At 67.6% G+C, this 25769-nt stretch carries 19 protein-coding genes; 6 read left to right on the top strand and 13 right to left on the bottom strand.

Annotation, left to right across the window (positions count from 1 at the left end; translation table 11 throughout):
- The first annotated feature begins 270 nt into the window (after positions 1-270).
- Complete coding sequence (locus tag EV560_RS35360) at positions 271-5679, top strand: autotransporter domain-containing protein (protein WP_282568898.1); 5409 nt, start codon at positions 271-273, stop codon at positions 5677-5679.
- A gap of 379 nt (positions 5680-6058) precedes the next feature.
- Positions 6059-7573: an ATP-binding cassette domain-containing protein gene (locus EV560_RS35355; protein ID WP_131860573.1), complete on the top strand. Its 1515-nt coding sequence runs from the start codon at positions 6059-6061 to the stop codon at positions 7571-7573.
- 116 nt (positions 7574-7689) lie between these two features.
- On the opposite strand, the gene EV560_RS35350 is transcribed toward EV560_RS35355, so the two are convergent.
- The gene (locus tag EV560_RS35350; RefSeq protein ID WP_131860572.1) at positions 7690-8247 is read right to left on the bottom strand and encodes a sugar O-acetyltransferase; all 558 of its coding nucleotides are present in this window, start codon (positions 8245-8247) and stop codon (positions 7690-7692) included.
- Positions 8248-8310: 63 nt separating this feature from the next.
- The gene (locus EV560_RS35345) at positions 8311-9162 is read right to left on the bottom strand and encodes an HTD2 family dehydratase (RefSeq protein WP_248312368.1); all 852 of its coding nucleotides are present in this window, start codon (positions 9160-9162) and stop codon (positions 8311-8313) included.
- 194 nt (positions 9163-9356) lie between these two features.
- On the opposite strand from EV560_RS35345, the gene EV560_RS35340 reads away from it, so the two are divergent.
- The gene (locus EV560_RS35340; RefSeq protein ID WP_131860571.1) at positions 9357-10787 is read left to right on the top strand and encodes an aldehyde dehydrogenase family protein; all 1431 of its coding nucleotides are present in this window, start codon (positions 9357-9359) and stop codon (positions 10785-10787) included.
- 115 nt (positions 10788-10902) lie between these two features.
- Here EV560_RS35340 and EV560_RS35335 read toward each other — a convergent pair whose 3' ends face one another.
- Entirely contained in the window at positions 10903-11427 is a 525-nt protein-coding gene (locus EV560_RS35335) for an Lrp/AsnC family transcriptional regulator (RefSeq protein ID WP_131860570.1), read from the bottom strand.
- A gap of 48 nt (positions 11428-11475) precedes the next feature.
- On the opposite strand from EV560_RS35335, the gene EV560_RS35330 reads away from it, so the two are divergent.
- Positions 11476-12654, top strand: coding sequence for an MFS transporter (locus EV560_RS35330; RefSeq protein ID WP_131860569.1), 1179 nt, complete (start codon positions 11476-11478; stop codon positions 12652-12654).
- A 43-nt stretch (positions 12655-12697) separates the two neighbouring features.
- Here the strand turns inward: EV560_RS35330 and EV560_RS35325 are convergent, their stop codons facing one another.
- Positions 12698-13690: an ornithine cyclodeaminase family protein gene (locus EV560_RS35325; RefSeq protein WP_131860568.1), complete on the bottom strand. Its 993-nt coding sequence runs from the start codon at positions 13688-13690 to the stop codon at positions 12698-12700.
- A gap of 140 nt (positions 13691-13830) precedes the next feature.
- On the opposite strand from EV560_RS35325, the gene EV560_RS35320 reads away from it, so the two are divergent.
- Positions 13831-14292, top strand: a complete 462-nt coding sequence (locus EV560_RS35320; RefSeq protein WP_131860567.1) for an Lrp/AsnC ligand binding domain-containing protein — start codon at positions 13831-13833, stop codon at positions 14290-14292.
- A 37-nt stretch (positions 14293-14329) separates the two neighbouring features.
- Here EV560_RS35320 and EV560_RS35315 read toward each other — a convergent pair whose 3' ends face one another.
- Complete coding sequence (locus tag EV560_RS35315) at positions 14330-15454, bottom strand: zinc-dependent alcohol dehydrogenase family protein (protein ID WP_165923786.1); 1125 nt, start codon at positions 15452-15454, stop codon at positions 14330-14332.
- Positions 15455-15586: 132 nt separating this feature from the next.
- Here EV560_RS35315 and EV560_RS35310 point away from each other — a divergent pair, with 132 nt between their 5' ends.
- Entirely contained in the window at positions 15587-16747 is a 1161-nt protein-coding gene (locus EV560_RS35310) for an acyl-CoA dehydrogenase family protein (protein ID WP_131860565.1), read from the top strand.
- A 16-nt stretch (positions 16748-16763) separates the two neighbouring features.
- On the opposite strand, the gene EV560_RS35305 is transcribed toward EV560_RS35310, so the two are convergent.
- From EV560_RS35305 to EV560_RS35270, 8 genes are all read right to left on the bottom strand, one after another.
- Entirely contained in the window at positions 16764-18641 is a 1878-nt protein-coding gene (locus EV560_RS35305; protein ID WP_131860564.1) for a bifunctional sugar phosphate isomerase/epimerase/4-hydroxyphenylpyruvate dioxygenase family protein, read from the bottom strand.
- Entirely contained in the window at positions 18638-19705 is a 1068-nt protein-coding gene (locus tag EV560_RS35300; RefSeq protein WP_131860563.1) for a Gfo/Idh/MocA family protein, read from the bottom strand. Before EV560_RS35300 ends, EV560_RS35305 begins: the two co-directional genes overlap by 4 nt.
- 175 nt (positions 19706-19880) lie before the next feature.
- On the bottom strand, positions 19881-20618 hold the full coding sequence (locus EV560_RS35295; RefSeq protein WP_131860562.1) for an ABC transporter ATP-binding protein: 738 nt from the start codon (positions 20616-20618) through the stop codon (positions 19881-19883).
- A 107-nt stretch (positions 20619-20725) separates the two neighbouring features.
- Positions 20726-21469 carry an ABC transporter ATP-binding protein gene (locus EV560_RS35290; RefSeq protein WP_131860561.1) on the bottom strand — a complete coding sequence of 248 codons (744 nt, stop codon included), beginning with the start codon at positions 21467-21469 and terminating at the stop codon, positions 20726-20728.
- Entirely contained in the window at positions 21469-22500 is a 1032-nt protein-coding gene (locus EV560_RS35285; protein ID WP_165923785.1) for a branched-chain amino acid ABC transporter permease, read from the bottom strand. The genes EV560_RS35290 and EV560_RS35285 overlap by 1 nt, the downstream gene beginning before the upstream one ends.
- Entirely contained in the window at positions 22497-23375 is an 879-nt protein-coding gene (locus EV560_RS35280; protein WP_131860560.1) for a branched-chain amino acid ABC transporter permease, read from the bottom strand. Before EV560_RS35280 ends, EV560_RS35285 begins: the two co-directional genes overlap by 4 nt.
- Before the next feature lie 189 nt (positions 23376-23564).
- Positions 23565-24698 carry an ABC transporter substrate-binding protein gene (locus tag EV560_RS35275; protein ID WP_465247070.1) on the bottom strand — a complete coding sequence of 378 codons (1134 nt, stop codon included), beginning with the start codon at positions 24696-24698 and terminating at the stop codon, positions 23565-23567.
- Between the two features lie 121 nt (positions 24699-24819).
- The gene (locus EV560_RS35270) at positions 24820-25704 is read right to left on the bottom strand and encodes a shikimate dehydrogenase (protein WP_131860559.1); all 885 of its coding nucleotides are present in this window, start codon (positions 25702-25704) and stop codon (positions 24820-24822) included.
- Positions 25705-25769: the final 65 nt, after the last annotated feature.

Raw genomic sequence — 25769 nt, 5'->3', positions numbered from 1 at the left:
CCGGTAGCCGTTACGCCCCATCATCACGATGGTCAAATGAGTGTCATTCTCGCAACGGCCGCGGAGAGATGGCGCGGAGTTCGGCATTCGCATTGCAGAATCGGCGGGTGCTCTTTTACGTCTTGGTCGGTTTGAATGAAGCGATTGCGCAAACTTGGCCGTGGTGACCCGTCGATAATGTCGCTGCGCAAGCGCAAGCCAAGCTCGTGCATGTCTCTTCATATCACTTCTTAGCTGCCGGAACTCCGGCGGCGCCGCCGTGAGATGCCGATGCCTGCGCCTGCTTCGCCTTTGCCTGCCGCCCGCCAGCCGAACGGCCGCTCGCGAACAATCAGGGTGCTGCGTGCCTCCGCCCTTCTCTCGGGTGTGGCGCTCCTGAGCATCCTGGCCGTCAACCCGGCCCTGGCAGTATGCCCCGACACTTCGACGATGAATGGTGCCAACGCCATCGGGGGCGCAGGCGGCTCGGGTTGCGGTCCCGGCGACATGGGCGGACTGGCCGGGACGGCCGGCACCGTGACCGGCGGGGGCACCTTCGGCGGCAGCAACGGCATTCCCACCGGGTTCCCATCTCCCGGCCCGGGCTTGGGCGCGGGAAATGGCGGGAACGGTGGTGGAAGCGGAACTGGCGGCGGCGGCGGCGCCGATAGCGGTGGTGGTGGCGGCTATAATGCGGGCGGCGGCGGAGCCGCCGGGAGTGGCGGCGGCGGCGCGGATGCGGCTGGCGGCGGAACAGCGGGCGGAATCGATGGCGGGTCCGGCGCGGCAGGCGGCGGCGGAGGTGGCGGAACGCTTGCCGCCTCGATCAATCCCGGCGGCCCGATCGGCCCATCGGTCGGTGGCAGCGGTGGAAATGGCGCGAGTACCAGCAATTATGGCGGCGGCGGTGGCGGCGGTGGAACCGCTGCCATCCTCAGCACCAGCGGCCCGTTCGATGCATCGGGCTCGACCCTGATCGGCGGAGCGGGCGGTGCGGGTGGCAACGGTTCCTTCGGCTGGGCCGCCGGCGGCGGCGCCGGCGGTCAAGGCATCCTCATGGGAGGCAGTGCCGCCCTGACGATCGATCCGACGTCTTCCATCGTGGGCGGCCACGGTGGCTCCGGCGGCGTCGGAGGCTCCGGCGGCGGTGGCGGCGGCGGCGGTGGCGGTAGTGGTATCTACGTCACGTCAGGTCAGGTCGAGAATGCCGGGTCCATCACGGGCGGAGCCGGTGGTGCAGGCGGGACCGGCAATGCCGGCTTCGGCGGTGGCGGCGGCGGCGGTGGCGGCAACGGTATCGCGCTCTGGGGCAGCGCCGAACTGACCAATTCGGGCACCATAGCCGGTGGCGCAGGCGGTGCAGGCGGCACCACCTCGAACGCCAGATTCGGTGCGTCCGGCCTCGGCGGTGCGGGCGTCTATGTGAATGCTGCCGGCGTCACCATCAGCAATACCGCGGGTGGCCTGATTAGCGGTGGCGGCAACGGCACCTTCGGCGGCGCCGGCATTCTCGTCGCTCCCACAGCGACCAACGTCTCCATCATCAATTCAGGCGCGATCGACGCGGCGAGTGGCTCCGCCACCGCCATGAGCCTGAGCGCCGGCACGACGCTGGAGATCCGGCCCGGATCCTCCGTCGGCGGCAATGCGCTGGGCAATGGCGCGGTCCTGGCCCTGGGCGGAACGGGGCCGGCCAGCTTCGCTGCCAGCAGCATCGGCGACAGCGCGACCTATCGCGGCTTCAGCACGGTCAACAAGATCGCCAGCGGGACCTGGACACTGATCGACGCCACCACCGCCACCATCCCCTGGGTCGTGGCGGATGGCACACTGGCCCTGTCGGGCGCGGCATCGATCGCGACCGCAAGCAGCGTCACCGTGAACGGCACGCTCGACATCTCCGGCACCACCCTGAGCGCCGTTGCCATCTCCAACCTCTCCGGCTCGTCGGCGGGAACGCTGAGCCTGGGCAGCAAGACGCTGAACCTCAACCAGGGCAGTAACACCGCCTTCGCGGGGGCCCTGACCGGCAGCGGCACCTTCGCCCTGGCGACCGGCACCGGCACGCTCACCTTCTCGGGTGATAGCAGCGCCTTCACGGGCGCGGTCGGCGTCCAGTCCGGGACCCTGGCCCTGGCCGGCGCCGCGTCCTTCGCCGCGGCGTCATCCGTCACCGTCGACGGCATATTGGACATTTCGAACACGATTTCGGGCACGACGATCGCGCAGCTGAGCGGCGTATCGAGCAGTGCGCTGGTGAATCTTGGCACCAAGTCGCTGACGATCGGCCAGAACGGAGACGGCACCTTCGCGGGCGCGTTCCAGGGCTCCGGCGACCTGATCAAACAGGGGACCGCCACCCTCACACTCTCCGGCGACAGCAGCAGCTTCGCGGGCGGCACCACCGTCAGCAACGGGACCTTGGCGCTCCTGTCGGGCAGCACCCTCGGCGGGAATGTCGGCGTTTCGAGCGGTGCGCGCCTCGCGGGTTCCGGAGGCACGGTCGGCGGCGCCGTCACCATTGCGTCCGGCGGCATCCTCGCGGGCGGTCCGGGCGGCGGCCTCGCCATGGACTCCCTGACGCTCCAGGACGGCGCCATCGTCAACGTGACGCTCGGCGCTGCCGGTCCCTCGCCGCTCTTCACCGCCAATGCGCTCAGCCTGGACGGTACGCTCAACGTCGCCAGCGATACCGGCTATGGCGCGGGCATCTATCGGGTCTTCAAGAGCAACGGGATCCTGACGGATTCCGGCCTGGCGCTTGGAACCGTGCCTGCGGCCAACTTTTCCGTCGCTATGGACGTGGGTGCCACGGCCGTCGACCTCGTGGTGACCGCCTTCGACACCAGCATCCAATATTGGAGCCCCAATGCCGGCACGCTGGGCGGCAGCGGAATCTGGGACTCCAGCACCACCTGGCTGAACCGCGACAATTCCCGCTCCACCTGGGCCGGCGATTTCGGTGTATTCGACGGCACGCCCGGCCTGGTGGCGGTGCAGGGCACGCAAAGCTTCGGTACCCTGGAATTCCTCACCTCGGGCTTCATCATTGCGACCGGCCTCGGCGGCGCGCTCGATCTCGGCACCGGTGGCCGGCTCTGGGCGGAGGGCGCGGACACAACCGCCACCGTCTCGGCCGAGATCACCGGCACCGGCGCCCTCACCAAGACGGGTGCCGGCACCATCATCCTCGCGGGGTCCAACACCTATCAGGGCGGAACGGTCATCCAGGCCGGCACGCTGCAGATTTCCGAGAATGACGCCCTCGGCGCTGGTTCCGGCGGGGTGAGCTTCGACGGCGGCAGGCTTGCGGTCACGGCGACGATGACCACGCCCCGCGCTTTTGAGTTCGATGCGGGCGGCGGCACATTCGACGTGGCAAGCGGCCAGACGCTGCGGATGACCGGCGCCTTCACCGGTGCCGGCCGCCTCACCAGCACCGGCGCGGGCACCCTTCTTGTCGGCGGGGACCTCAGCGCCTTCACCGGAAGTGTCGCGATCGAGCAAGGGACGCTGTCGCTGTTCCGGACCGCGAGCCTTGCGAGCGCAAGCAGCGTGACGGTGAACGGCACATTGAACATTGCGGACCTGACGCCGGCTGCGACGACCATCCCCAGCCTGTCCGGCGGGGCGGGCGGCCAGGTAACCCTGGGCGGCAAGGCCTTGACCGTGGCGCAGACTGCAGACGGCACCTTCGCCGGCGTCATCTCGGGAACAGGCAGCCTCACCAAGGATGGCACCGGCCGGCTGATCCTGACCGGCGCCAACAGCTATGCCGGCGGCACCACCGTCGCAGCGGGCACCTTGCAGCTCGGCGCCGGCGGCACGAGCGGCTCGCTCCTTGGCGATGTCGTCAATAACGGCACGCTCGCCTTCGACCGCTCCGATGCGGTGAGCTTCGCCGGGGCGATCTCCGGCTCCGGTTCGCTCGCCCAACTCGGCTCGGGCACGCTGACGCTCACCGGCACGAGCGGGCTCACCGGCGCGACCACGGTCGCGGCCGGGCGGCTTGCGGTCGACGGCTCGCTCGCGAATTCGGCCGTGACCGTGCTGGATGGCGCGACGCTCGGCGGCAACGGCACGGTCGGCGCCACCACGATCCAGTCCGGCGGCACGATCGCGCCCGGCAACTCGATCGGAACGCTCACCGTCAACGGCAACCTCGTGCTGGCGCCCGGCTCGACCTATGAGGCCGAGATCGCCGGTAACGGCTCGTCCGACCGCATCGTCGTAAGCGGCAGCGCCACGCTGACCGGCAGCCGGCTCGCGATCAGCGCGCTCGATCCGCAGACCAGCTACATCAACGGCCAGCGCTATACGATCCTGACCGCGACCGGCGGCGTCACCGGCAGCGCCCAAGGCCCGGTCTCATCATCGGCCTTCCTCGATCTCACGGTCGACCAGCAGCCGGGCCAGGTCGACCTCGTCATCGCGGTCAAGGGCAGCGATCCCGGCACGCCGCCTGGCGGCGATCCCGGTACGTCTCCCGGAGGTAATCCAGGCACGCCGCCGGTCACCCCGCCGGTCACGCCGCCGGCCGTGTTCCAGACGGTGGCGCAGTCGCCGAACCAGTTCTCGACCGCGCTGGCCCTGAACAGCCTGCCGCAGCTGGGCGGGACCTTGGCTCTCTACAACAGCCTGCTCATGCTCGATGCGCCCGGTGCGCGCGCCGCCTTCGACGCGCTCTCCGGCGAGATCCACGGCTCGGCGAAGACGGCGCTGCTCGAGGAAAGCTGGCTGCTGCACAACGCGATGAACGATCGGCTGCGCTCGGCCTTCGGCGCGGTCGGCTCGGCCCCGATGGCGACGATGAATTACGGCTTCACGGCCGATCTCGCGCCCGCCGTGAAGGGGCCGATGCCGCGGCTGAACACCGAGCGCTTCGCGGTCTGGGGACAAGGCTTCGGCTCCTGGGGCAGGAGCGACGCCCAGCCCGGCATCGCCAAGCTGACACGCTCGACCGGCGGCGTTGTCGTCGGCGCCGATCTCGGCGTCTTCGACACGATGCGCTTCGGCCTCCTCGCCGGTTACAGCCACAGCGAATTCGATGTGAAGGGCCGGCTCTCCTCAGGTGAGAGCGACAATTATCACCTCGGCCTTTATGGCGGCGGGCAATGGGGCGCGCTCGGGCTGCGCACCGGTGCCAGCTATACCTGGCACGACGTCTCGACCCGCCGCAGGGTTGCCTTCGCCGGCTTCGGCGACGGGCTGCAGAGCGACTATAATGCCGGCACGGCGCAGGTCTTCGGCGAGCTCGGCTATCGCATCGAACTCGGCCAGGCTTCGTTCGAGCCCTTCGCAGGCTTGACCTATGTCAGCCTGCACACCGACGGCTTCAACGAGATCGGCGGCGCGGCGGCGCTGTCGGGCCGCGGCGACGATACCAATCTCGGCTATGCGACGCTGGGCCTGCGTGCCTCGACCGCGTTCGCGCTGTCGGGCATGGACCTGACGCTGCGCGGCACCTTGGCCTGGCGTCATGCCTTCGGGGATGTCGACCCGGCCACGACGCTCGCCTTCTCGGGTTCCAACGCCTTCACCGTGGCCGGGTTGCCGATTGCGAAGAACGCGGCGCTGGTCGAGGCCGGCCTCGACCTCGCCATCAGCAAGAACGCCACGCTCGGGGTGTCCTATGCCGGCCAGCTCGCGACCGATACGCAGGACCACACCTTCAAGGCGAATCTGGCGGTGAAATTCTGAGGGCGAGGCGAGGGCAGGACAGGAATGCGCCGCGTTGATCGGGTTGCCGGCCGCATTCCTGGCAATCGGGTATCTCCGGCGGGACTGAGGAGCTCCTTTCATAGCGCCTCACGGCCGGTAGCCGACACGGTGCAGTGCAGCTTTGCGGCCAGCACGCCACCCAAGCGCTGTTCATTTCAAACGGCATCGGTATGATCACGCCCGTTGGATCGAACGGAAAGGGGAGGCTGGTGGCGCACCACTGCTTCCAGGCGCAAACCCGAGGACCTGTCTCCGCCCCGCGCTTCACCTCGCGGGGCTGACCGGGAGCGCATCGCCGTCTCATCGTCAGTCCTTTTCGGCGCGTTTTCGCGCGCCTGCCTGACTCAATGAGACTCCGATGTCCCTGATCGCCATCAAAGGCCTTTCGCTCGTCCGCAGCTCGCCCCTGTTTGCCGGGCTCGATCTCTCAATCGCCAAAGGCGACCGCCTTGGCCTCGTCGCCGCCAATGGCCGCGGCAAATCCTCGCTCCTGCGCATCATGGCCGGCGAGGACGAGGCCACCACCGGCAGCGTGACCCGCGCGCGCGGCCTCGTCACGGCATTGGCGCCGCAAGACCCGCCCGAGCGCCTGATGTCCCTGAGCCTGCAGGAGGCGGTGCGCGATGCGCTGGACGCCGCGACCGCGGAGGCCGAGAGCTGGCGGGTGGATGTCCTGCTGGATGATCTCGCCGTCGACGAGGCCCTGCGCGATCGACCGGTTCGTGGCCTGTCCGGCGGCTGGCAGCGGGTCATGCTTCTGGCACGGGCCGCCGTGGTCGAGCCCGATCTTCTGCTGCTCGACGAGCCGACCAACCATCTCGATCTTCAGCGGATCGGCGTGCTGGAGCGCTTCCTCGCCGCGTTGCCGCGTGATTGCGCCGTGGTTGCGGCGAGCCACGACCGTGCGTTTCTCGACGACACCAGCACGCGCACCTTGTTCCTGCGGCCGCAGGACAGCGCTGATTTCGTCCTGCCCTATGCGCGCGCCCTGCAGGCTCTGGAGCAGCGCGATGCGGCCAGGGAGAGACGATTCGAGAACGACATGCGCAAGGTCAAGGCGTTGCGGCAGCAGGCGGCGAAGCTCAAGAATATCGGCATCAATTCCGGATCCGACCTGCTGGTGGTCAAGACCAGGCAGCTGTCCGAGCGGGCCGACAAGCTGGAGGAAAGCGCGCGGCCTGGACACAAGGAGCGCTCGGCGGGGGCAATCCGCCTGACCAATAGCGGCAGCCATGCCAAGGCGCTCCTGGCGATCAAGGACACCGCGATCGTCGCGCCGGATGGGCGGCTGCTCTTCCGCACTGGGGAGCTCTGGATCGAAAATGGCGATCGGATCGCCCTGCTGGGTGCCAACGGAACCGGCAAGACACGGCTGATCGGGCGGTTGCGGGCAGCATTGGACGGATCGGACCCGGCCATCCGCGGCGCGGCGAGCCTGAAGGCCGGCTATTCCGATCAGGCGCTCTCGCAGCTCGATGCCTGGCCAACGCCCTGGGAGGCGGTCAAGCGCTCAAGCGATCTCGGCGATCAATTGGCGCGCACCGTGCTCGCCGGAGCCGGAATTGCCAGCGATGCCCAGGGCGCGCCCATCGCCCGGCTGTCGGGCGGGCAGAGGGCGCGGCTCGCCATGCTCCTGCTGCGTCTCGTCCAGCCCAATTTCTACCTGCTGGACGAGCCGACCAACCATCTCGATGTCGCAGGCCAGGATATGCTGGAACACGAGTTGATCGAGCATGGAGCCGCCTGCCTGCTGGTCAGCCATGATCGCGCCTTCATCCGCGCCGTCGCAACGCGGATCTGGGTGATCACAGGCAGGAGATTGGTCGAGGTCGATGATCCCGAGCCGGTCTTCGACAGGCTGATGGCTGGCTGATCGCCCATGATAGTCGCGGGGGCCTTGCGCCCTCGCGATCTGACCTGGAGAACGCTGGCACGCAGAAGCTGTCGGCGGCGTCCGGGCCGGCTCCCGGCCAGTTGCCGATCTGTTCGTCACTCCGCAATCGAATGAATGGCCCGCGCCGGATTTCCGCCGACAAGGGTGTTCGGCGGAACGTCCCTGGTGACGACTGACCCCGCCGCCACGACCGAATTCTCGCCCACGGTGACGCCGCCGACGACAATCGCACCGGCTCCGATCCAGACATTTCTCTCGATCACGATGGGTCTTGCGACGACGCCGGCGCGACGCTGCGAGGGAGCAAGCGGGTGGCCGGACGTGATGATGCTGACATTGGGCCCGATCATCACGTCGTCGCCGATGTCGAGCCCGCCGAGGTCGTAGAAGGTGCAGTTCTGGTTGACGAAGACGTTGCGCCCGACACGGGTATCGGCTCCGCCGGTTGCATAGAACGGCGGTAGCAACACAAAGCTGGCGTCGACCGTCCTGCCGATGAGATCGCTGAACAAGACTCGGATCTGATCCGCATCATCGGGGGGCAAGCGATTGAGAGCGGCGGTGATCGCCATCGCTCGCCTGACCTCTGCCGACATGGCGGCGGATTCCGGCGTTCTCCTGGGAATGAACTTGGTGCGCTCGTCATTCGCCATTCGTCAGGACCTTCGGGCGCGGTGCATTTTCGAGCGAAGTGGGAGTGCCGGGATAAAAGTTGATTAGCCGGCTCTATTCATCCCCTCCATGCGCACGCCGCCATCGTCCCCCTCGGTCCAGGCCGCGATGGCGCCATCCGGCAGGCGCTTCGCCTTCACCTTGAACGGCGCGCCGGCGATCAGGGGAGCGAGGCCGCGATAATCGAGCCGGATCGGCTCGCCGCCGGAGAGCGTCGCGATGATGTTCATGATCAGCGTCGCCTGGATCGGCCCATGCACCACCAGCCCCCCATAGCCTTCCTCCTGCGTCACATAGGGGAAGTCGTAATGGATGCGGTGGCCGTTGAAGGTGAGCGCCGAATAGCGGAACAGGAAGACCGGCGAGCTCTCGACCTCCCAGGTCAGGTCGGCCGGGCGCGGCTCGACCGATGCGGGCGCTGCCTGGGCCGGGGCGCCCGGCTTCGCCGCCTCGCGATAGACGATGTTGTGGCGCTCGCGCAGCGCAAGGCCGCGCGGCGTCAGGATCTCATGGTCGACCGCGACGAAGCAGAGCGGCCCGCTGCGGCCTTCCTTGTAGGAGACGTCGCCGATCACGGAGCGGCGCGTGACCTCCTCGCCGATGCGCAGGGGCTGAAGCGTCTCGATCGTCCCGCCCGCCCACATCCGGCGCGGCAGCGGCACCGGCGGCAGGAACTCGCCCTTCGCCGCATGCCCGTCCGGGCCGAGCGCGGACATGGGCGAGATCGGCGGCGCCAGGCACCAGTGCAGCGCCAGCGGTGCTTCGCCTTCGCGATGAGCAGCGAGATTGGGCGCGAAACTCGCCTGGAAGCTCTGCACCAGCCGCTTCGTGACGATGTCGGAAGCGTCCTCGCTCCTGCCGATCCAGTTGCTGAGCGCGGCGATGTCGATGGTCATGTCTGTCTCGAACCCAACTTTAAAAAGGCGCGGGAAACCCTCTCCTGTAACGAGAAGGCTCCCGCGCCACTCGTCAATAGCGCGAGCCCTGCCACGAGTGCACGCGGCAACGGCATCCCGGCATCGCCCCGACCATTGCCAAAGCCGCTCGCGCCATGCTCGAAGCTTGGCCAACGGATTTGGAAGGACGCCCCATGACCCATTTCATCAACGGCCGTCGGGTCGCAGGCCGCAGCGGCGAGACCATGGCCGTGCTCGCGCCCGCGACCGGCGAGGAGTTCACCCGCATCGCCTGCGGCACCGCCGAGGATATCGATGATGCCGTCAATGCGGCGCGCGCGGCCTATGAGGGCGCCTGGGGCAAGCTGACAGCCGCCGAGCGCGGCCGGCTGATCTCGAAGCTCTCCGCCAAGGCAGCCGATCATTTCGACGAGCTGGCGAAGATCGAGGCGCGCGATACCGGCAAGCCGATGGCGCAGGCGCGCGCCGATATCGAGGCGACCGTGCGCTATTTCGAGTTCTATGGCGGCGCGGCCGACAAGGTGCACGGCCATGTCATCCCGTTCCTCAACGGCTACAGCGTCAATGTCGTGCACGAGCCGCATGGCGTTACCGGCCATATCCTGCCCTGGAACTATCCGGCGCAGATGTTCGGCCGCTCGCTGACCGCTTCGCTCGCCATGGGCAATGCCGTGGTGCTGAAGCCGGCCGAGGAAGCCTGCCAGACGGCGCTGCGCCTCGCCGAGCTCGCCACCGAGGTCGGCTTCCCCGATGGCGCGATCAACATCGTCACCGGCCGCGGCCATGAGGCGGGCGCGGCGCTCGCCGCCCATCCCGGAATCGGCTTCATGTCCTTCACCGGCTCGCCGGAGACCGGCAAGCTGGTGCAGAAGGCCTGCGCCGAGAACCTGATCGCCTGCACGCTCGAGCTCGGCGGCAAGTCGCCCCAGATCGTCTTCAGCGACGCCGATTTCGACGCCGCCGTGCCGATCGTCTGCAAGGCCATCGTCCAGAACACCGGGCAGACCTGTTCGGCCGGCAGCCGCGTGCTGGTGCAGAGGCAGGTCTATGACGACTTTATCGGCGCGGTCGCCAGGGAGTTCGTCAAGCTGCGCGCCGGCACGCCGGAAATGGACCTCGATTGCGGCCCGGTGATCAACGCGAAGCAGCGCAGCCGCGTGCAGAGCTTTGTCGATCAGGCGCGCGAGCAGGGCATTCCGGTCATAGCCGAGGGCCAGATCGCGCAGGGCGTGCCCAATGGCGGCTTCTATGTCACGCCGACCCTGTTCGGCCCGGTGCCGCGCGGCAACCGGCTGGAGCAGGAGGAGGTCTTCGGCCCCGTCCTTTCCGCCTTCCCCTTCGATGACGAGGCCGACGCCATCAAGCTCGCCAATGCGACGTCCTACGGCCTCGTCGCCGGCATCTGGACGAAGGATGGCGGGCGCCAGCAGCGCGTCGCCAAGAGCGTCCGCGTCGGCCAGGTCTTCATCAACGGCTACGGCGCCGGCGGCGGCATCGAATTGCCCTTCGGCGGCATGGGCAAGAGCGGCCATGGCCGCGAGAAGGGCTTTATGGCGCTGGAAGAATTCGCGGTCACCAAGACGATCGTGCACAAGCACGGCTGAGGGCAGCCGTCATGCTCGGGCTCGACCCGAGCATCTCGTGAAGGAGGGGCACCCGTGACAGGGAGCCCCTTTCTGCTTCGCTCTGCCCGAGAATGACCCGCGGGGCAGCCCGCCGTCAGCCCTTGACGCGCCGCGGCCATTCCTGGGTGATCCCCGGCTGGACCGGGCGTTCCAGATAGGTCGACAGCACGACATAGCTGCGCGTCGCGGTGACGCCGGGCACGTCGTAGAGCTTCGCCAGCAGGCCCTCGAGCGCATGCGTGCTCTCGGTGCGCACCTTCAGCAGCATGCAGGTATCGCCCGCGACCGAATGGATTTCCTCCACCTCCGGATGGGACTCGACGGCGAGGAGCGCCGTGGTCTTGCCCCAGCCGGTCGTGTCGACATGAACGAAGGCTAGCAGCGTCTTGCCGGTCGCCTCCGGCTCGATCAAGGCAGCGACCCGCTTGATCGCGCCCGAGCGTCGCAGCCGCTTCACCCGCTCATGAGCTGCGGGCGGGGACAGGCCGACGCGCTCGCCGAGATCGGCATAGCTCGTGGTCGCGTCCTCGACGAGAACGCCTAACAGCTTTCGGTCCATCGCATCGAGTTCGCGATCGGAACCGCGGTTGCGCCGAACCCCATCTGTTTTTCCGAGCATCCGAGAATTCTCCGTTGAACCAGAATATCATTCGGCCATTCTGCGGGAATGACGAATACAGATCAAACAATCTCGGCCTCGCCCCGGATTCCCGCCGCGGCCTATGCGCTCTGCCTGTGCATCGGCCTGATCGGCGCGAACTCGCTCGCGCTGGGGCCGATCGCGCCGCGCGTGGCGGCGAGCTTCGCCAGCGACGTGCCGGCGGTGATGTCGGCCTCGGCCGCCTTCGGCATCGGCACGGCGGCGAGCGCGTTGCTGCTCGGCGGATTGATCGACCGTTTCGGGCCGGGCAGGGTGCTGCGCTTCGCCCTGCTGGTCTTCCTGGCCGCGCTCGCGGCGAGCGCGGCAGCGCCCATTCTCTCCGCCTTCGTCGCCGCACAGCTCCTGGCCGGCCTCGCCGCCGGCCTCGCATTGCCGTCGATCTATACGCTTGCCGCGCTGGCGGCTCCGTCTGGCCGCGAGAGCGATACGCTCGGCGTCGTCCTCTTCGGCTGGACGCTGAGCATGGTCGCCGGCGTCTCGCTCTCGGCCGTGATCGCCGACATGGTCGGCTGGCGCATGGTCTATGGCATCGTCGCTGTCGCCGGCCTGGCGGCAATCGCCGGCACCGCGACGCTGGGCGCAAGCGGCGCATCCGCGCGCCCGGCGCAATCGCCGCTCTCGGCGCTGCGCGTGCCGGGCATCACGCCGCTGCTTTGCGCCTGCGCCGCCTTCATGGCCTCGTTCTACGGCGTCTACGCCTATGTCGGCGACCATCTGCACCATGCGCTCGGCCTGCCGGTCAGCGCCGGCGGGCTGCTCGCCCTGTGCTATGGCCTCGGCTTCGGCGCGACGACCTTCCTCGATCGGGCAATCGACCGTCTCGGACCGGCCCGCTTGCTGCCGGCCTTCTTCCTCGCGGTCTGCGGCATCTATCTGCTGATGGCCCTGGCTGCTGCGTCCTATGCCGCCCTGCTCGCGGTGGTCTTCGGCTGGGGCATGGCCAATCATGCCGCCCTGAACGTCCTGATCGTCCGGCTTGCCGCGCTCGATCCCGGCCGCCGCGGCGCGATCATGGGCCTCAATAGCGGCGTGACCTATCTGGCGCTCTTCGTGGGGACGGCGGGCTTCGGGCCGATCTACGCCGCCGCGGGCTTCGCGGCCCTGGCCGGGCTGGCGGCCGCGCTCACGCTCGTGGCGGCTCTCGCCGCCACGCTCGCGCCACGTCCCGCCGTCGCGAGCGACTAGCGTATTCTCGAGCGAACCGTTATCCGCGTCGCTCGAAAGTGCCTTAGAGAGACATAGCGTGGCCCACACCCAGGCGTCTGGCCTCGCGGTATGCGAGGTCGGCGGCCACCATATCCTCCATGGCGACGCCCATGGCCTTGTAGATCGTGATCTGCTGATCTGACGTCCGGCCTGGTCGCTGCCCCAGCAACATCGCACCAAGGTCGGTGCCTGCCTCCGGATCGATATTTGCAAGTTCGCAGCAACCCACCGGTGTTGGCAAGAAGGAGTCCCGCGCCTCGACGAAGAGCTTGCCGCGAGCGATCAGGTCGATCGGCAACTCGCCGCCGGGTGGCGCGACGCCGACCGAAGACACATGCGTCCCCGGTCGAACCCATTCCGCGGATATCACCGGGACGTAGGAATGCGTCGCGAGGCACACGACATCCGAAGAGCGCACCGCGGCCTCGAGGTCCTCGACGGCTGTGACACCTGGGTGGCGTGAAGCCAGCGCCTGCGCATCGGCAAAATCCTTCGAGACGACCCGGATGTCCTGAAAATCCCGAACGAGCGGCAACAGGTGAAGGTGTTGGCTGGCTTGAACGCCGGCGCCCACGACGGTCGCGACCTTGGCATTGCGCCTGGCGAGCTCCCGCACCGAAAGGACGGCCGAGCCGGACGTGCGTACGGCCGTGATGTAGGTGCCATCCATCATGCAAACAGGCGCGCCTGTTTCTGGATCGAAGAGGTGGATTGTCGCGAGGTGGCTTGGGATTCCCCGGGCGATATTCCCTTCGAACACATTGACCAGTTTTACGGTCAAATGCATGCCCTTCATCCAGGCCGGCATCGCCAGCGAATAGCCTGCACCGGGAATATCGAGCTGCGGTCGCGCCGGATTGGCGACATGACCGTCGGATAGTGCTTTGAAACCCTCCGCCAATGCGTCGAGCAGGTTGCGGAGGTCGATACATTCTTTGACCTCCGCTTCGCTCAGCGAGAGAATCCTGATCTCACCCTTTGCGTGATTGCTCGAGGCAGGTTGTGTGCTGTCCATGATGCTGCTTGCCTTCGTTCCGGCCAGGCGTTCAGTGCCTTTCAAACCGTATTGCGGCAAACCGGCGTGATGAAATATGCTGATTTCGATGAGTTTGCGTGATTGTCACGCTTCTTGGCCCAAAAGGGTGCGAATCCAATATGAGTGATCTGGACCGCGTCGACCGGATGCTGCTGGGGCTGTTGCAGGAAGATGGTCGTCGGACCGTGCTCGACCTCGCCCAACGCGTCGGGTTGTCACCGACCGGCGCATCGCAGCGCATCAAGCGTCTTTTCAGTGAAGGCTTTATGCGCGCCGTCCGGGCCGTGCTCGAACCCTCTAAGATCGGACGCGGCACGCTCGTCTTCATCGAGGTGAGGCTCGATCATACCGCCCCGCACGTCTTCGACCGCTTCGCGGACGCTGTTGCGAAGGCACCCGAAATCATCGAATGCCATATGGTGATTGGTGGTTTCGACTACCTGGTCAAAGCACGAATAGCTGACATGGCGACATTTCAGGACTTCCTGCAGAGGGTCATCCTGCCGCTTCCAGGCGTCAGGGAAACGCACACTTACGCATCGATCGGCGACGTGAAGCCTGACGCGTTGTTGCCGCTTTGACAGCTCCGGTCTTCGGGACCGTCTGAAGGGCGCGGCCTCACATCACGATCACATGCCGGATGGTGCGGCCTTCCGCCAGGGCGTCGAAGCCCTCGTTGATCCCGTCGAGCCCGCTGGTGCTGGTCAGGAGCTTGTCGACCGGCAGCTTGCCGCGCTGATAGAGCTCGATGAAGCGCGGGATGTCGCGCAGCGGGATGCAGCTGCCGACATAGGAGCCCTTCAGCGTCCGCTCTTCGGCGACGAGCTTGACCGGCGCCAGCGAGAGCGAATGCGAGGGCGCCGCGAGCCCGGCAGTCGTCGTCGTGCCGCCACGTCGGGTGATCTGGTAGGCAAGGTCGAGCGCCTTCACCGAGCCGGCCATTTCCAGCCCATGGTCGACGCCGCCCCTGGTCGCGGCCTTGATCCTGTCGATCACGTCCGGATCGGCGGCGTTGAACGTATCGGTCGCGCCGAGCTCGCGTGCGATCCTGAGCTTGTCCTCGGCGAGGTCGACCGCGACGATGCGCGAGGCGCCGGCCGCTGCCGCGCCGAGCAGGGCGCTGAGGCCGACGCCGCCGAGACCCACCACGGCGACGCTCTCGCCGGCCCTGACCTTGGCCGTGTTCACCACCGCGCCGACGCCGGTCAGCACGGCGCAGCCGAAGAGTGCCGCGATCTCGTGCGGAATCTCGGCCTCGACCTTCACCAGCGAGCGGCGCGAGATCACCGCATGCTCGGCGAAGGCGGAGACGCCGATATGATGGTTCACCGGCTTGCCATTGGCGGAGAGCCGCTTGCCGCCGCCGATCAGCTCGCCCCGCCCATTGGCGGCATTGCCCGGCTCGCACAGCGCCGGCCGGCCCTCGCTGCACGGCGCGCAATGGCCGCAGGAGGGCACGAAGACCATGATGACCCGGTCGCCCTTCTCGAGGTTGTCGACGCCCGGCCCGGGCTCGACCACCTCGCCCGCGGCCTCGTGGCCGAGCACCATCGGCACCGGGCGCGGCCGGTTGCCGTCGATCACCGAGAGATCGGAATGGCAGAGGCCCGCGGCCCGGATCCTGACCAGCACCTCGCCATGGCCGGGCGGGGCGAGCTCCAGCTCCTCGATTGCGAGCGGCTTTGTCTGCGCATAGGGCGCGGCGACGGGGCTGGCGTTCAGGACGGCGGCGCGGATCTTCACGGCGTTTCCTCGATGCATGACCACGATCTGCAGCATCCGGAGCGGATATCGATCCGGTCAGATGCTGCAGCTTGTCCTGCGAGCTTATCAGCCCGATTGTTCCGCCCGCCAGTTCCGAGACGAGACCGACCGATGCGCGAGCCCGCTGCCGACCATGCCGAGATCCGTGAGGAGGTGCGCAAGCTCTGCGCCGGTTTCCCCGGCGAATACTGGCGCAAGCTCGACCGCGAGCAGCGCTACCCGGCCGAGTTCGTGACGGCGCTGACCGAGGCCGGCTATCTCGCCGCCCTGATTCCCGAAGAGTTTGGCGGCGCCGGTCTGCCGCTGTCGGCCGCCGCGGCGATCCTGGAGGAGATCCAGCGCGCCGGCTGCAACGGCGCCGCCTGCCATGCCCAGATGTACATCATGGGCGCGCTGCTGCGGCATGGCAGCGAGGCGCAGAAGCAGCGCTACCTGCCGGCGATCGCGCGCGGCGAATTGCGCCTGCAGGCCTTCGGCGTCACCGAGCCGACCAGCGGCACCGATACGACCTCGATCAAGACCTTCGCCACTCGCAAGGGCGATGTTTACGTGGTCAACGGCCAGAAGGTCTGGACCTCGCGCGCCGCGCAATCGGACCTGATGCTGCTGCTTGCCCGCACCACGCCGAAGGATCAGGTGGCCAAGCGCACCGACGGCATGTCCGTCTTCATCGTCGACATGCGCGCCGCCAGCCAGGCCGGCATGAGCATCCGCCCGATCCGCGCGATGATGAACCATTCCACCACCGAGGTCTTCTTCGACAATGTCGAGGTTCCCGCCGAGAACCTTGTCGGCGAGGAGGGCAGGGGCTTCCGCTACATCCTCTCCGGCATGAATGCCGAGCGCATCCTGATCGCGGCGGAATGCGTCGGCGATGCCAAATGGTTCATCGAGAAGGCGAGCGCCTATGCCGGCGAGCGCGTCGTCTTCGGCCGGCCGATCGGCCAGAACCAGGGCGTGCAATTCCCCATCGCCAAGGCCTATGCCCAGATGCGCGCCGCCGAGCTGATGGTGCGCGAGGCAGCGCGGCTCTACGAGGCCGGGCTCGATTGCGGCGCCGAGGCCAATATGGCGAAGCTGCTGGCGGCGGAAGCGTCCTGGGCGGCGGCCGAGGCCTGCGTCCAGACCCATGGCGGCTTCGCCTTCGCCGAGGAATATGATGTCGAGCGCAAGTTCAGGGAGACGCGGCTCTATCAGGTCGCGCCGATCTCGACCAACCTGATCCTGTCCTACCTCGCCGAGCACGTACTCGGCCTGCCGCGCTCCTACTAAAGGGTCTTTGGGAATCTCAGAGCTCTCGCAGCGGCCGCGGCACCGTCACGGGCCGCGCCTCGCGGGCCTGCGCAGCCAGCCTGACCGGCGCGTTGACCGCGCCGAAGCCGGAATAGCCGCCGCGCCGCTCGACGATCTCGAAGAAGAAGCGCTGCGCGAAGACATGGGTATAGACCTGCAGGAACTCGGCCTCGCCGTCGCGGTCGTAGAGGATATGGTGCTCCTGCAGCCGGTCGATGAACTCAGGGTCGAGCCCGTGCCGCGCCTCCAGATCCTCATAATAGTTCTCGGGAATGTCGAGGAATGACAGTCCCGCCGCCCGCATCGCGTCGACCGCCGCGAAAATGTCGGGCGCGTCGAAGGCGATATGCTGCACGCCCGAGCCGAAATGCTCGGAGACGAAGCGCGAGGACAGCGTCCGCTGTGCCTGCGAGCCGTTCAGCACGAAGCGCACGGCGCCGTCATGGCTGATGATCGGCCGGCTCTCGACCAGCCCGGCCGGGTCGGCGACCGCGGTCTGCGGAATGCGCTCCAGCTCGAACAGCGCGGTGTAGAACAGCAGCCAGGACAGCATCTCCTCGTAGTCCATCGACTGCGAGATATGGTCGACGCTGGTCAGCAGCGCCGGCGAGGACGCCTGCGCCTCGGCCGAAGCGACGAACTCCTTCTCCCAGACATGGCCGAGATCGCCCTTCGGCTCGGTGAAATAGATCAGCGAGCCGCCAACGCCGCGGATGGCCGGGATCTGCATCTCGCCCGCCGCGACCGGCTGCTCGAAGGAGGGAATGCGCAGGTCGCGCGCCCGCGCCATCGCCTGGCCGACATCGGCGACGCGCAGGCCGATGGCGCAGACGCCGGGCCCGTGCATGATCGCATGCGACTGGGCGAAGCCGTCCTTCTCCGTGTTGAGCACGAGGTTGATGCCGCCCTGGCTCCAGCGCGTCACGGCCTTGCTGAGATGCGTGCCGGTCTGGCGGAAGCCGAGCGCGGACAGGAGATTTGCCAGCTCATGCGCGGTCTCCTCGTCGAGTGCGAACTCGATGAACTCGACGCCGAGGCAATGCGCGCGCGGCGGCAGGGTCGGCTCGATCTGGTCCGCAAGCTGGATCAGCGAGCGCACCCCGTCCGTCGCGAGCCGGCGCGCCGAGCCGGCACGGAACTGGTCGTTGAAGATCTCCAGCGACAGCGCCCCCTTGTAGCCCGTCGCCTCGATCGCCCTGACGAAATCGGCGACCGGCAGGTCGCCCTGGCCGGGGAAGCAACGGAAATGCCGGCTCCAGCTCAGCACGTCCATCTCGAGCTGCGGCGCATCGGCGAGCTGGACCAGGAAGATGCGGTCGCCGGGAATCGAGGCGATCGGCCCCAGCGGCGAGCGGCGGGCGAAGGTGTGGAAGGAATCGAGGATGAGCCCGATACTGGAATGGCCGGCGCGGCGCACGATCTCCCAGGCGTCGCGATAGTCGCTGACATGCCGGCCCCAGGCGAGCGCCTCGAAGCCGACCTTGACGCCGTGCTTCTCGGCCAGCGCACCGAGGTCGTGCAGATCGGCGGCGGCGCGGTCGATCCCGCCCAGCGCCTGCGGCGAGACATTCGAGCAGATCAGCATCAGCTCGGCGCCGAGCTCGTTCATGATCCCGAATTTGCGCTCGGCCCGGGCGAAGGCGCGAGCACGCAGCGGCTCCGGCATGCCCTCGAAATCGCGGAAGGGCTGGAACGCGGCGATCCTGAGGCCGAGATCGGCGATCATCCTGCCGACATCGCGCGGGCTGCCGTCGAAGGTCAGGAAATCGTTCTCGAAGACCTCGACCGCATCGAACCCGGCCGAGGCGATGGCGGCGAGCTTTTCGGCGAGATCACCGCTGAGGGAAACGGTGGCGATCGAGGTCGGGTTCATGCCGCGCGCATCCCGCTGAAGCTTGGATCGGAGAGTGAGACGATGCTGCCGGTCGCTGCCGCTTCGCTCACGGCTTCGACCACGGCGAGCGTTTGAGCCGCATCGGCGGCGCTGGTGATCGGCTGTTCCTCGCCGCGGATCACCGCACAGAAATGTCGGAGCTGTTCGGCGAGCGGCTCGACGGCCGGGACGCCGCGATCGCTCTGCGAGAGCGGCTCCCACCAGCCGGCCTTGCCCTCGTAGCGCCAATGCTCGAGCTTCGGCAGGGCGAGCGAGCCCTCGCTGCCGGCGATCAGGTAGCAATGCCCGTCGCGCTGCGGATAGGCCTTGTTCTCGCCTGAACTGAGCTCCCAGCTCCAGGGCGAGGGCGTCGCGTCGGAGACCGTCGCCGTGCCGAGCGCGCCATTGGCGAAGCGGAAGATCAGCGCTGCGGTATCCTCGACGGCAAGGCCACGCGTCGCGCTGGACACCATCGCCTGCACGCTCGCGATCTCGCCGCAGATGAAGCGCAGGTTGTCGATATCGTGGATCAGGTTGATCAGCACCGGCCCGCCGCCCGGCTCGCGCCGCCAGGCGACCTCGAAATAATCGTCGGGCTTGCGGATCAGGAAGAGCGCGTTGACGGCGACCAGCCGGCCAATCTCGCCGCCCTGCACGATGCGGCGGGCTTCCCTTACGATCGGGTTGTGGCGGCGGTGATGGCCGGCAAGCACGGCGATGCCGGTCCGCGCCTGCGCATCGATCAGCCTTTGCGCCGCGGCGACGCTCTCGGCCAGCGGCTTCTCGACCAGCACGGGAACGCCGGCTTCCAGGCAGTCGATGGCGCCAGGCACATGCAGCGCATTGGGTGTCGCGATGATCGCGCCGTCCGGCTTGATCAGCGCCAGCATCTCGCGCTGCGAGGGAAACCAGCGCACGCCGCGCTCGGCCGCGAGCGCCTGCGCCGCTTCCGTCGGGTCGCAGATCGCGGCGATCGCGCAATCCGGCGAGGCCTCGATCCGGGTGAGATGCGCGCGCCCGATCAGCCCGGCGCCGATCAGCGCGATCTGGAGCTTTGCGCTCATCGAGCTGGCCCTTCCACGGAAATGCGACCTGCCGCCTCGCGCGACGCCTGCCGATAGGGACGAGCAAGGTCGCGCGACCCATCATCCGTCTCGGCTACGCCGAGCCACCTTCTCCCGCAGGGGGAGAAGGGCAGGTTCCCGCAGGGGAAGAAGGGCAGATGCGCCTTGTCCGTCATCACGCCGCCTCCGTCATCGCGCCGCCCAGGAAGAGCTGGCCGACGCGCGGGTCGGCGAGGATCTCGGCTGCCGGGCCCTGCATCCGGGTCTGGCCGAGTTCGAGCACCAGGCCTTCGTCGGAGATCTCCAGCGCCGAGCGCGCGTTCTGCTCGACCATCAGGATGGTGACGCCGCGCGAGCGCAAATCCCTGAGGATGCCGAAGGTCTCCTGCACCATCATCGGCGAGAGGCCGATCGAAGGCTCGTCGATCAGCACGAGCTTGGGGTCGAGCAGCAGGCCGCGCACGATCTCGAGCTGTTTCTGCTCCCCGCCCGACAGGGTCGAGGCCTGCTGGTCGGCCTTGCGGCGCAGCGCCGGAAAGCGGTCGAGCGCGGCCTCGAGCCGCCGGGGCATGTCGGTGATATGGCTGTGGGCCGCGACCGAGCCGAGCTCGATATTGTGCCGCACGGACAGTTCCGGGAAGATGTTGCGGCCCTGCGGCACGTAGCAGATGCCGGCCTCCAGCAGCCGGCGCTGGTTCCAGTTGGTGATCTCCTTGCCTTCGAGCCGGATATGGCCCTCGCGCACTTTCAGCAGGCCGAAGATCGCCTTGAACACGGTCGATTTGCCGGCGCCATTGGGGCCGATCACGGTGGTGATCGCGGCGCGCCTCACCTTGAACGTGGTGCCGTTGAGGATGGTCATGGCGCCGTAGCCGCCGACCACGCCGTCGAGTTCGAGGATGTGACTGTCCATCACGTTTCTCCCGTCGTCTTGCGCGTCATGCCCGGGCTTGTCCCGAGCCTCTCCTGCAGGAGATTCTCGGGTCTGCGTTCGCTTCGCCCGAGAATGACGTGGCCGTTTCAGTGTCCCAGATAGGCCTCGATCACCTGCGGGTTCGCCCTGACCTCCGCCGGACTCCCCTCAGCAAGAACCTTGCCTTCCGCCAGCACCAGCACGCGGGTGCATAGCGACATGACGAAATCCATGTTGTGCTCGATCACCACGAAGGTCGCGCCCTGCTCGGCATTGATGGCGCGCAGCCGCTCCTTCAGGTCGCCGAGCATGGTGAGATTGACGCCGCCGGCCGGCTCGTCGAGCAGCACGAGGCGCGGGCCGGCCATGAAGGCCATCGCGGCGTCGAGCAACTTCTGCTGGCCATAGGAAAGCCCGCCGGCCTTGGCGTCGACGAGATGGCCGAGCTTGAAGAAGCCGATCATCTTGTCGGCCTTTTCGGAGAGCCCGGCATCGCGCCGCCCGAAGAAGCGCGAGAGCATCGTGCCCTCATGTTCCTGCCCGGCGAGGATCAGGTTCTCGCGCACCGACAGCTCGGGGAAGACCTGCAGCAACTGGAAGGTGCGGCTGACGCCGAGCCGGTTGAGCTCGGAGGGGCGCATGCCCGTGACCTCCTTGCCGTCCAGCTTCACCGAGCCCTCGCTCGGCTCGAGCTGGCCGAGGATGCAGTTGAACAGGGTCGACTTGCCGCAGCCATTCGGGCCGATGATGCCGAGGATCTCGCCTTCGTTGACGCCGAAGGAGACGCCGTTCACCGCCTTGATGCCGCCGAAGGCCTTGTGGATGTTGGAGACTTCGAGGACCTGTCCCATCAGCGCGCCCCGGTCTTGGCGAGATTGTTCTTGCCGGTGAGTTTCGCCCAGCCGCGCTCGAGCAGCCCGCTGACGCCCTGCGGGCAGGCGATCAGCAGCAGCATGACGATGGTGGCGAAGACGATCAGGTAGAGCGAGCCGACGACGCGCAGCCATTCCGGCAGCACCACCCCGAGCAGGGCGCCGATGAACGGGCCGAGCAGGTAGCCCGAGCCGCCGGCGACCACCATAAGCAGCAGGAAGAAGCTCTGCGACAGCGAGAAGGGCGAGGGGTCGATGAACTCGACCAGCGGCGCATAGAGCGCCCCGGCGAAGCCGGCATAGGCCGAGCCGATGGCGAAGGCGAGCAAGGTGTACATGCGCGTGTCGACGCCGAGGCTCGCCGCCCGCACCGGGTTCTCGCGCAGGGCCATGAAGGCGCGGCCCCAGGGCGAGCGGATCATCCACCACAGCGCGATGGCGAGGATGAAGGTCACCACCACGACGAAGCGATGGAAGGCGAGCGCGCCGTCGAGCTTCAGGCCGAAGACGCTCGGGCGCGGGATGTTGGAGAGGCCGAAGACGCCGCCGGTCAGCCATTGCTCGTTGCGCAGGATCAGCCAGATCAGCGTCGAGAAGGCGAGCGTGACGAAGGCAAGGTAATGCGCCTGCACGCGCAGCGCCGGGAAGCCGAGCAGCAGGCCGACCGCGAAGGTGATCAGCCCCGAAATCGCGAAGGCGGCGTACCAGTTCATGCCGAGCTTGCCGGTCAGCAGCGCCGTCGCATAGGCGCCGAGCCCCATGAAGGCGGCCTGCGCCAGCGATTTCAGGCCGGCATAGCCGAGCGTCAGGTTCAGCCCCATCACGGCGATGCTCATCACCAGCCAGAGCGAGAGCACATAGGTGCCGTAGCGGCCCATGCCGACCGGCGCGAACCAGAGGATGACGGCGCCGAGGACGAGCGTGACCAGGATGCCGTCGACCGAAGCAGGCAGGGCGGCGATGCGGCTCTGGCGTGGCGTGGCGGAGCCGTGGGTTGCGGGCGCGGTCATACGCGGCGCTCCTCTTTGCGGCCCATCAGGCCTTCCGGCTTGAGCAGGATGATGACGACGAGCAGGATAAGCGGCACGGCGAGCCGATAGGAGGCGGAGATATAGGCCGCCGCAAGGCTGTCGACGATGCCGACCAGCAGCCCGCCGACCAGCGCGCCGCGCACCTGGTTGAAGCCGCCGACGATGGCGGCGATGAAGGCGAACAGGCCGATCACCTCGCCATTCGAGAATTTCGCCAGGTAGATCGGCGAGATCAGCACGGAGGCGACGACGGCGAGCGCGGCATTGATGACGAAGGTCAGCAGCACCATGCGCTCGACGGGGATGCCGAGGATGCGGGCGACCGTCGGGTTCTGCGCGGTCGCCTGCATCTGCCGGCCGAGCCTGGTGCTGCCGACGAACCATTGCAGCAGGCCGATCACGGCGAAGGCGACGATGATGATCGCGACATGCTGCAGCGAGATCGAGGCGCCGAGCACCGAGATCGTCTCGGTCGGCACGAAGGAGGGGAAATTCTGCGCCTCGGCCGAGAACGCGTCCTTGGCGCCTTCCTTCATGATGATCGAGAGGGCCATGGTGGCGATGGCGAGCGGCAGCACGCCGTGCCGGATCATCGGATCGACCACCGCGAGCTTGAAGCCGGCGCCGAAGATCAGGATGAAGGCGGCGATGCCGATCAGCGCGCCGAGCCAGATCGGCGCGCCGAACAGCTTGATCGCCAGCAGGACGAGCACGGCCGGCAGCATGACGAACTCGCCCTGGGCGAAGTTGATCGTCTGCGAGGTCTGCCAGACCAGCGTGAAGCCGATCGCGGCCAGCGCATAGATCGCGCCCGTGGCGATGCCGGCGATGAGATAGGCGATGAATTCGGCCATGGCTTGTCTCGCTCTGCTAGAGCATTTTCCACGTTTCTCCGAAACGCGGTGGTCCAGCCACCGGCAGCGGCGGGACAGGACAAATCCGTCATTGCGAGGAGCGTAGCGACGAAGCAATCCAGGGCCGCCGGGCACCCGGTCTTACTGGATTGCTTCGCTGCGCTCGCAATGACGCCAGCGCTTCGGGCCTTACGGCTTGATCTTCGGCAGCGTCGCCGTGATCACCTGCTTGCCGTCCTTGACCTCGGCCAGGAAGCTCTCGCGGTCGAGATCGCCATTCGGCTCGATCGTGGTCTCCATCAGGATGCCCGGCTCGTCCGAAGGCTTGATCGTCGCGCCGCGCAGCGTATCGGCGACGCCCTTCTTGTCGAACTTCTTCTGCTTCTCGGTCGCCCACTTGACCATGTAGACGGCCATGTAGCCCTTCAGGCCGTTATGGTCGGAGGCGTAGTTGTACTTCGCCTGGAACTTCTTGCCGAACTCCTGGAAGGCCGGGATCGGCGCGTCGATCGAGAGGCCGACATGGCCCTTGACGCCGTTGGCGGCATCGCCCGCGAGCTCGATCACCTTGGCGCCGAGCAGCGTGGTCTCGCCGATCATCGGCTTGGTGATGCCCTGCTGCTTGGCGGCGCGCAGGAAGCGGGCGCTCTCCTCCTCGTTCAGGTAGACGAAGACGGCGTCGGCATTGGAATTCTTGACCTTGATCGCGTCGGCCGCGAAATCGGCCTGGCCCTGCTCGGTCGGGATGTCGACGGCGACCTTGATGCCGGACTTCTCGAGCTCGGGGATGATGGCGTCGCGGCCGCCCTTGCCAAAGTCGTTATTGACCCAGACCACCGCGACCGAGCCGGCCTTGACGGTATCCTTCAGGTATTTGGCGATCTTCGGCATCGCCGCCGTCTGGCTGAGCGAGGTGCGGAACAGGTACTGGTTGCCCTGCTTGGTCAGGTTGGCGGCCTCGCCGCCGACGAGCTGCGCGATCTCGGCGCGCTGGGCGATCTGCATGGAGGCGCCGATCGGGCCGGAGAAGACCGGGCCGAGCACCGCATAGGCGCCTTCGTCGATGGCGCGCTGCACGGCGGCGCGGCTGTTCCCCGGATTGGTCTGCGTGTCGTAATGGACGATCTCGATCTGCTTGCCGAGGATGCCGCCCTTGGCGTTGATATCGGCGACGGCGAGATCGATGCCGTTCTTCCAGTTGGTGCCGGCGGTGGCGCCCGCGCCCGACAATTCGACCACGTCGACCAGCTTGACCTTGTCCTGCGCCAGCGCCGGCAGGCTGAGGGCGCCGAGCGCGGCGGCCAGAATCCATTGCATCTTCATGGTGTTGCTTCCTCCACTCATCTCTGTTTCTTGTCGCGCCCGGCTCTTGGATCAGTCGCATCGGCCTTTTCCCGAAAACCGCAATCCACGTTTCGGACCGATGCGCCAGCCGGGGTCTTCCTCATGCGGCGCGTTCCGCCCCAGCCCGCTCCGCCATGATCCTGTCGAAGGTCTCGCTCATCGCCCGCTCGGAGGCCTCGATCCCGGTGAACAGCCGGAACGCGTCGAGCGCCTGGTGGATGGCCAGTTCCCGCCCGGTCATCACCGTCGCGCCGGCCTTCTGCGCGGCGAGGAGCAGGGGCGTCCAGAGCGGGTAGTAGACCGCGTCCGCCACCCATTGCGAGGCGTCGATCAGCGTCGGCGGCACCGGCATGTCGCGGTTGGGCAGCATGCCGAGCGGCGTGCAGTTGACGATGCCGGCGGCGCCTTCGACGGCGGCCGCGACGCTGCCGGCGATCTCGATATCGACGCGCCGCTCCAGCAGCCGCGCCAGCGCGGTCGCGCGCTCGCGGTCGAGATCGAACAGCCGCAGCCGCGTCACCCCGCAAGAGCTCAGCGCGAAGGCGATCGCCCGGCCGACGCCGCCCGCGCCGATGATCGCGACCGGCCGCTCGCCGTCCTGACGTTTCAGCGCGCGATAGGCGGTGGCGAAGCCGCTCGCATCGGTGTTGTGGCCGATGAGCTGGCCGTCATCGACCACGACCGTATTCACCGCGCCTATCGCCTCTGCCGCCGGTGAGAGCGCGTTGAGCAGCGGGACCACGGCCTCCTTGTAGGGATAGGTGATGTTGACGCCGGCAAAGCCGAGCCGGCACACGCCCTCCAGCATCACGGCGAGATCCGTGCGCCCGGCGCCGGCGACTTCGATGAGATGGTAATGCGCCTCGAGCCCGGCCGCCCGCGCCGCCGCCTCATGCATGGCCGGCGAGGCCGAATGCCCGACCGGCGATCCGATCAGGCCGAGCAGCAGGCGCTGCGCCTTCTTCGCTGTGGCAAATGCCGCCATTTCTTCCCCTCGGCTCACCCGTCTGTGAAGCGGGCGTTGCCATAGCTCACTTAGACAGATTTGGC

The organism is Allobosea sp. BK604, assembly GCF_004341515.1.
Lineage (GTDB): Bacteria > Pseudomonadota > Alphaproteobacteria > Rhizobiales > Beijerinckiaceae > Allobosea.
This window is presented reverse-complemented; position numbering and strand designations above follow the sequence as displayed.

Coding starts and splice junctions, on each gene's coding strand:
- EV560_RS35325 (WP_131860568.1), bottom strand. CDS start 13,690: ATGGACAGCACACAACCTGCCTCGAGCAATCACGCAAAGGGTGAGATC.
- EV560_RS35275 (WP_465247070.1), bottom strand. CDS start 24,698: ATGAAGATGCAATGGATTCTGGCCGCCGCGCTCGGCGCCCTCAGCCTG.
- EV560_RS35360 (WP_282568898.1), top strand. CDS start 271: ATGCCTGCGCCTGCTTCGCCTTTGCCTGCCGCCCGCCAGCCGAACGGC.
- EV560_RS35290 (WP_131860561.1), bottom strand. CDS start 21,469: ATGGGACAGGTCCTCGAAGTCTCCAACATCCACAAGGCCTTCGGCGGC.
- EV560_RS35300 (WP_131860563.1), bottom strand. CDS start 19,705: ATGAGCGCAAAGCTCCAGATCGCGCTGATCGGCGCCGGGCTGATCGGG.
- EV560_RS35270 (WP_131860559.1), bottom strand. CDS start 25,704: ATGGCGGCATTTGCCACAGCGAAGAAGGCGCAGCGCCTGCTGCTCGGC.
- EV560_RS35330 (WP_131860569.1), top strand. CDS start 11,476: ATGACGAATACAGATCAAACAATCTCGGCCTCGCCCCGGATTCCCGCC.
- EV560_RS35355 (WP_131860573.1), top strand. CDS start 6,059: ATGTCCCTGATCGCCATCAAAGGCCTTTCGCTCGTCCGCAGCTCGCCC.
- EV560_RS35350 (WP_131860572.1), bottom strand. CDS start 8,247: ATGGCGAATGACGAGCGCACCAAGTTCATTCCCAGGAGAACGCCGGAA.
- EV560_RS35295 (WP_131860562.1), bottom strand. CDS start 20,618: ATGGACAGTCACATCCTCGAACTCGACGGCGTGGTCGGCGGCTACGGC.
- EV560_RS35340 (WP_131860571.1), top strand. CDS start 9,357: ATGACCCATTTCATCAACGGCCGTCGGGTCGCAGGCCGCAGCGGCGAG.
- EV560_RS35280 (WP_131860560.1), bottom strand. CDS start 23,375: ATGGCCGAATTCATCGCCTATCTCATCGCCGGCATCGCCACGGGCGCG.
- EV560_RS35320 (WP_131860567.1), top strand. CDS start 13,831: ATGAGTGATCTGGACCGCGTCGACCGGATGCTGCTGGGGCTGTTGCAG.
- EV560_RS35345 (WP_248312368.1), bottom strand. CDS start 9,162: ATGACCATCGACATCGCCGCGCTCAGCAACTGGATCGGCAGGAGCGAG.
- EV560_RS35285 (WP_165923785.1), bottom strand. CDS start 22,500: ATGACCGCGCCCGCAACCCACGGCTCCGCCACGCCACGCCAGAGCCGC.
- EV560_RS35335 (WP_131860570.1), bottom strand. CDS start 11,427: ATGCTCGGAAAAACAGATGGGGTTCGGCGCAACCGCGGTTCCGATCGC.
- EV560_RS35310 (WP_131860565.1), top strand. CDS start 15,587: ATGCGCGAGCCCGCTGCCGACCATGCCGAGATCCGTGAGGAGGTGCGC.
- EV560_RS35305 (WP_131860564.1), bottom strand. CDS start 18,641: ATGAACCCGACCTCGATCGCCACCGTTTCCCTCAGCGGTGATCTCGCC.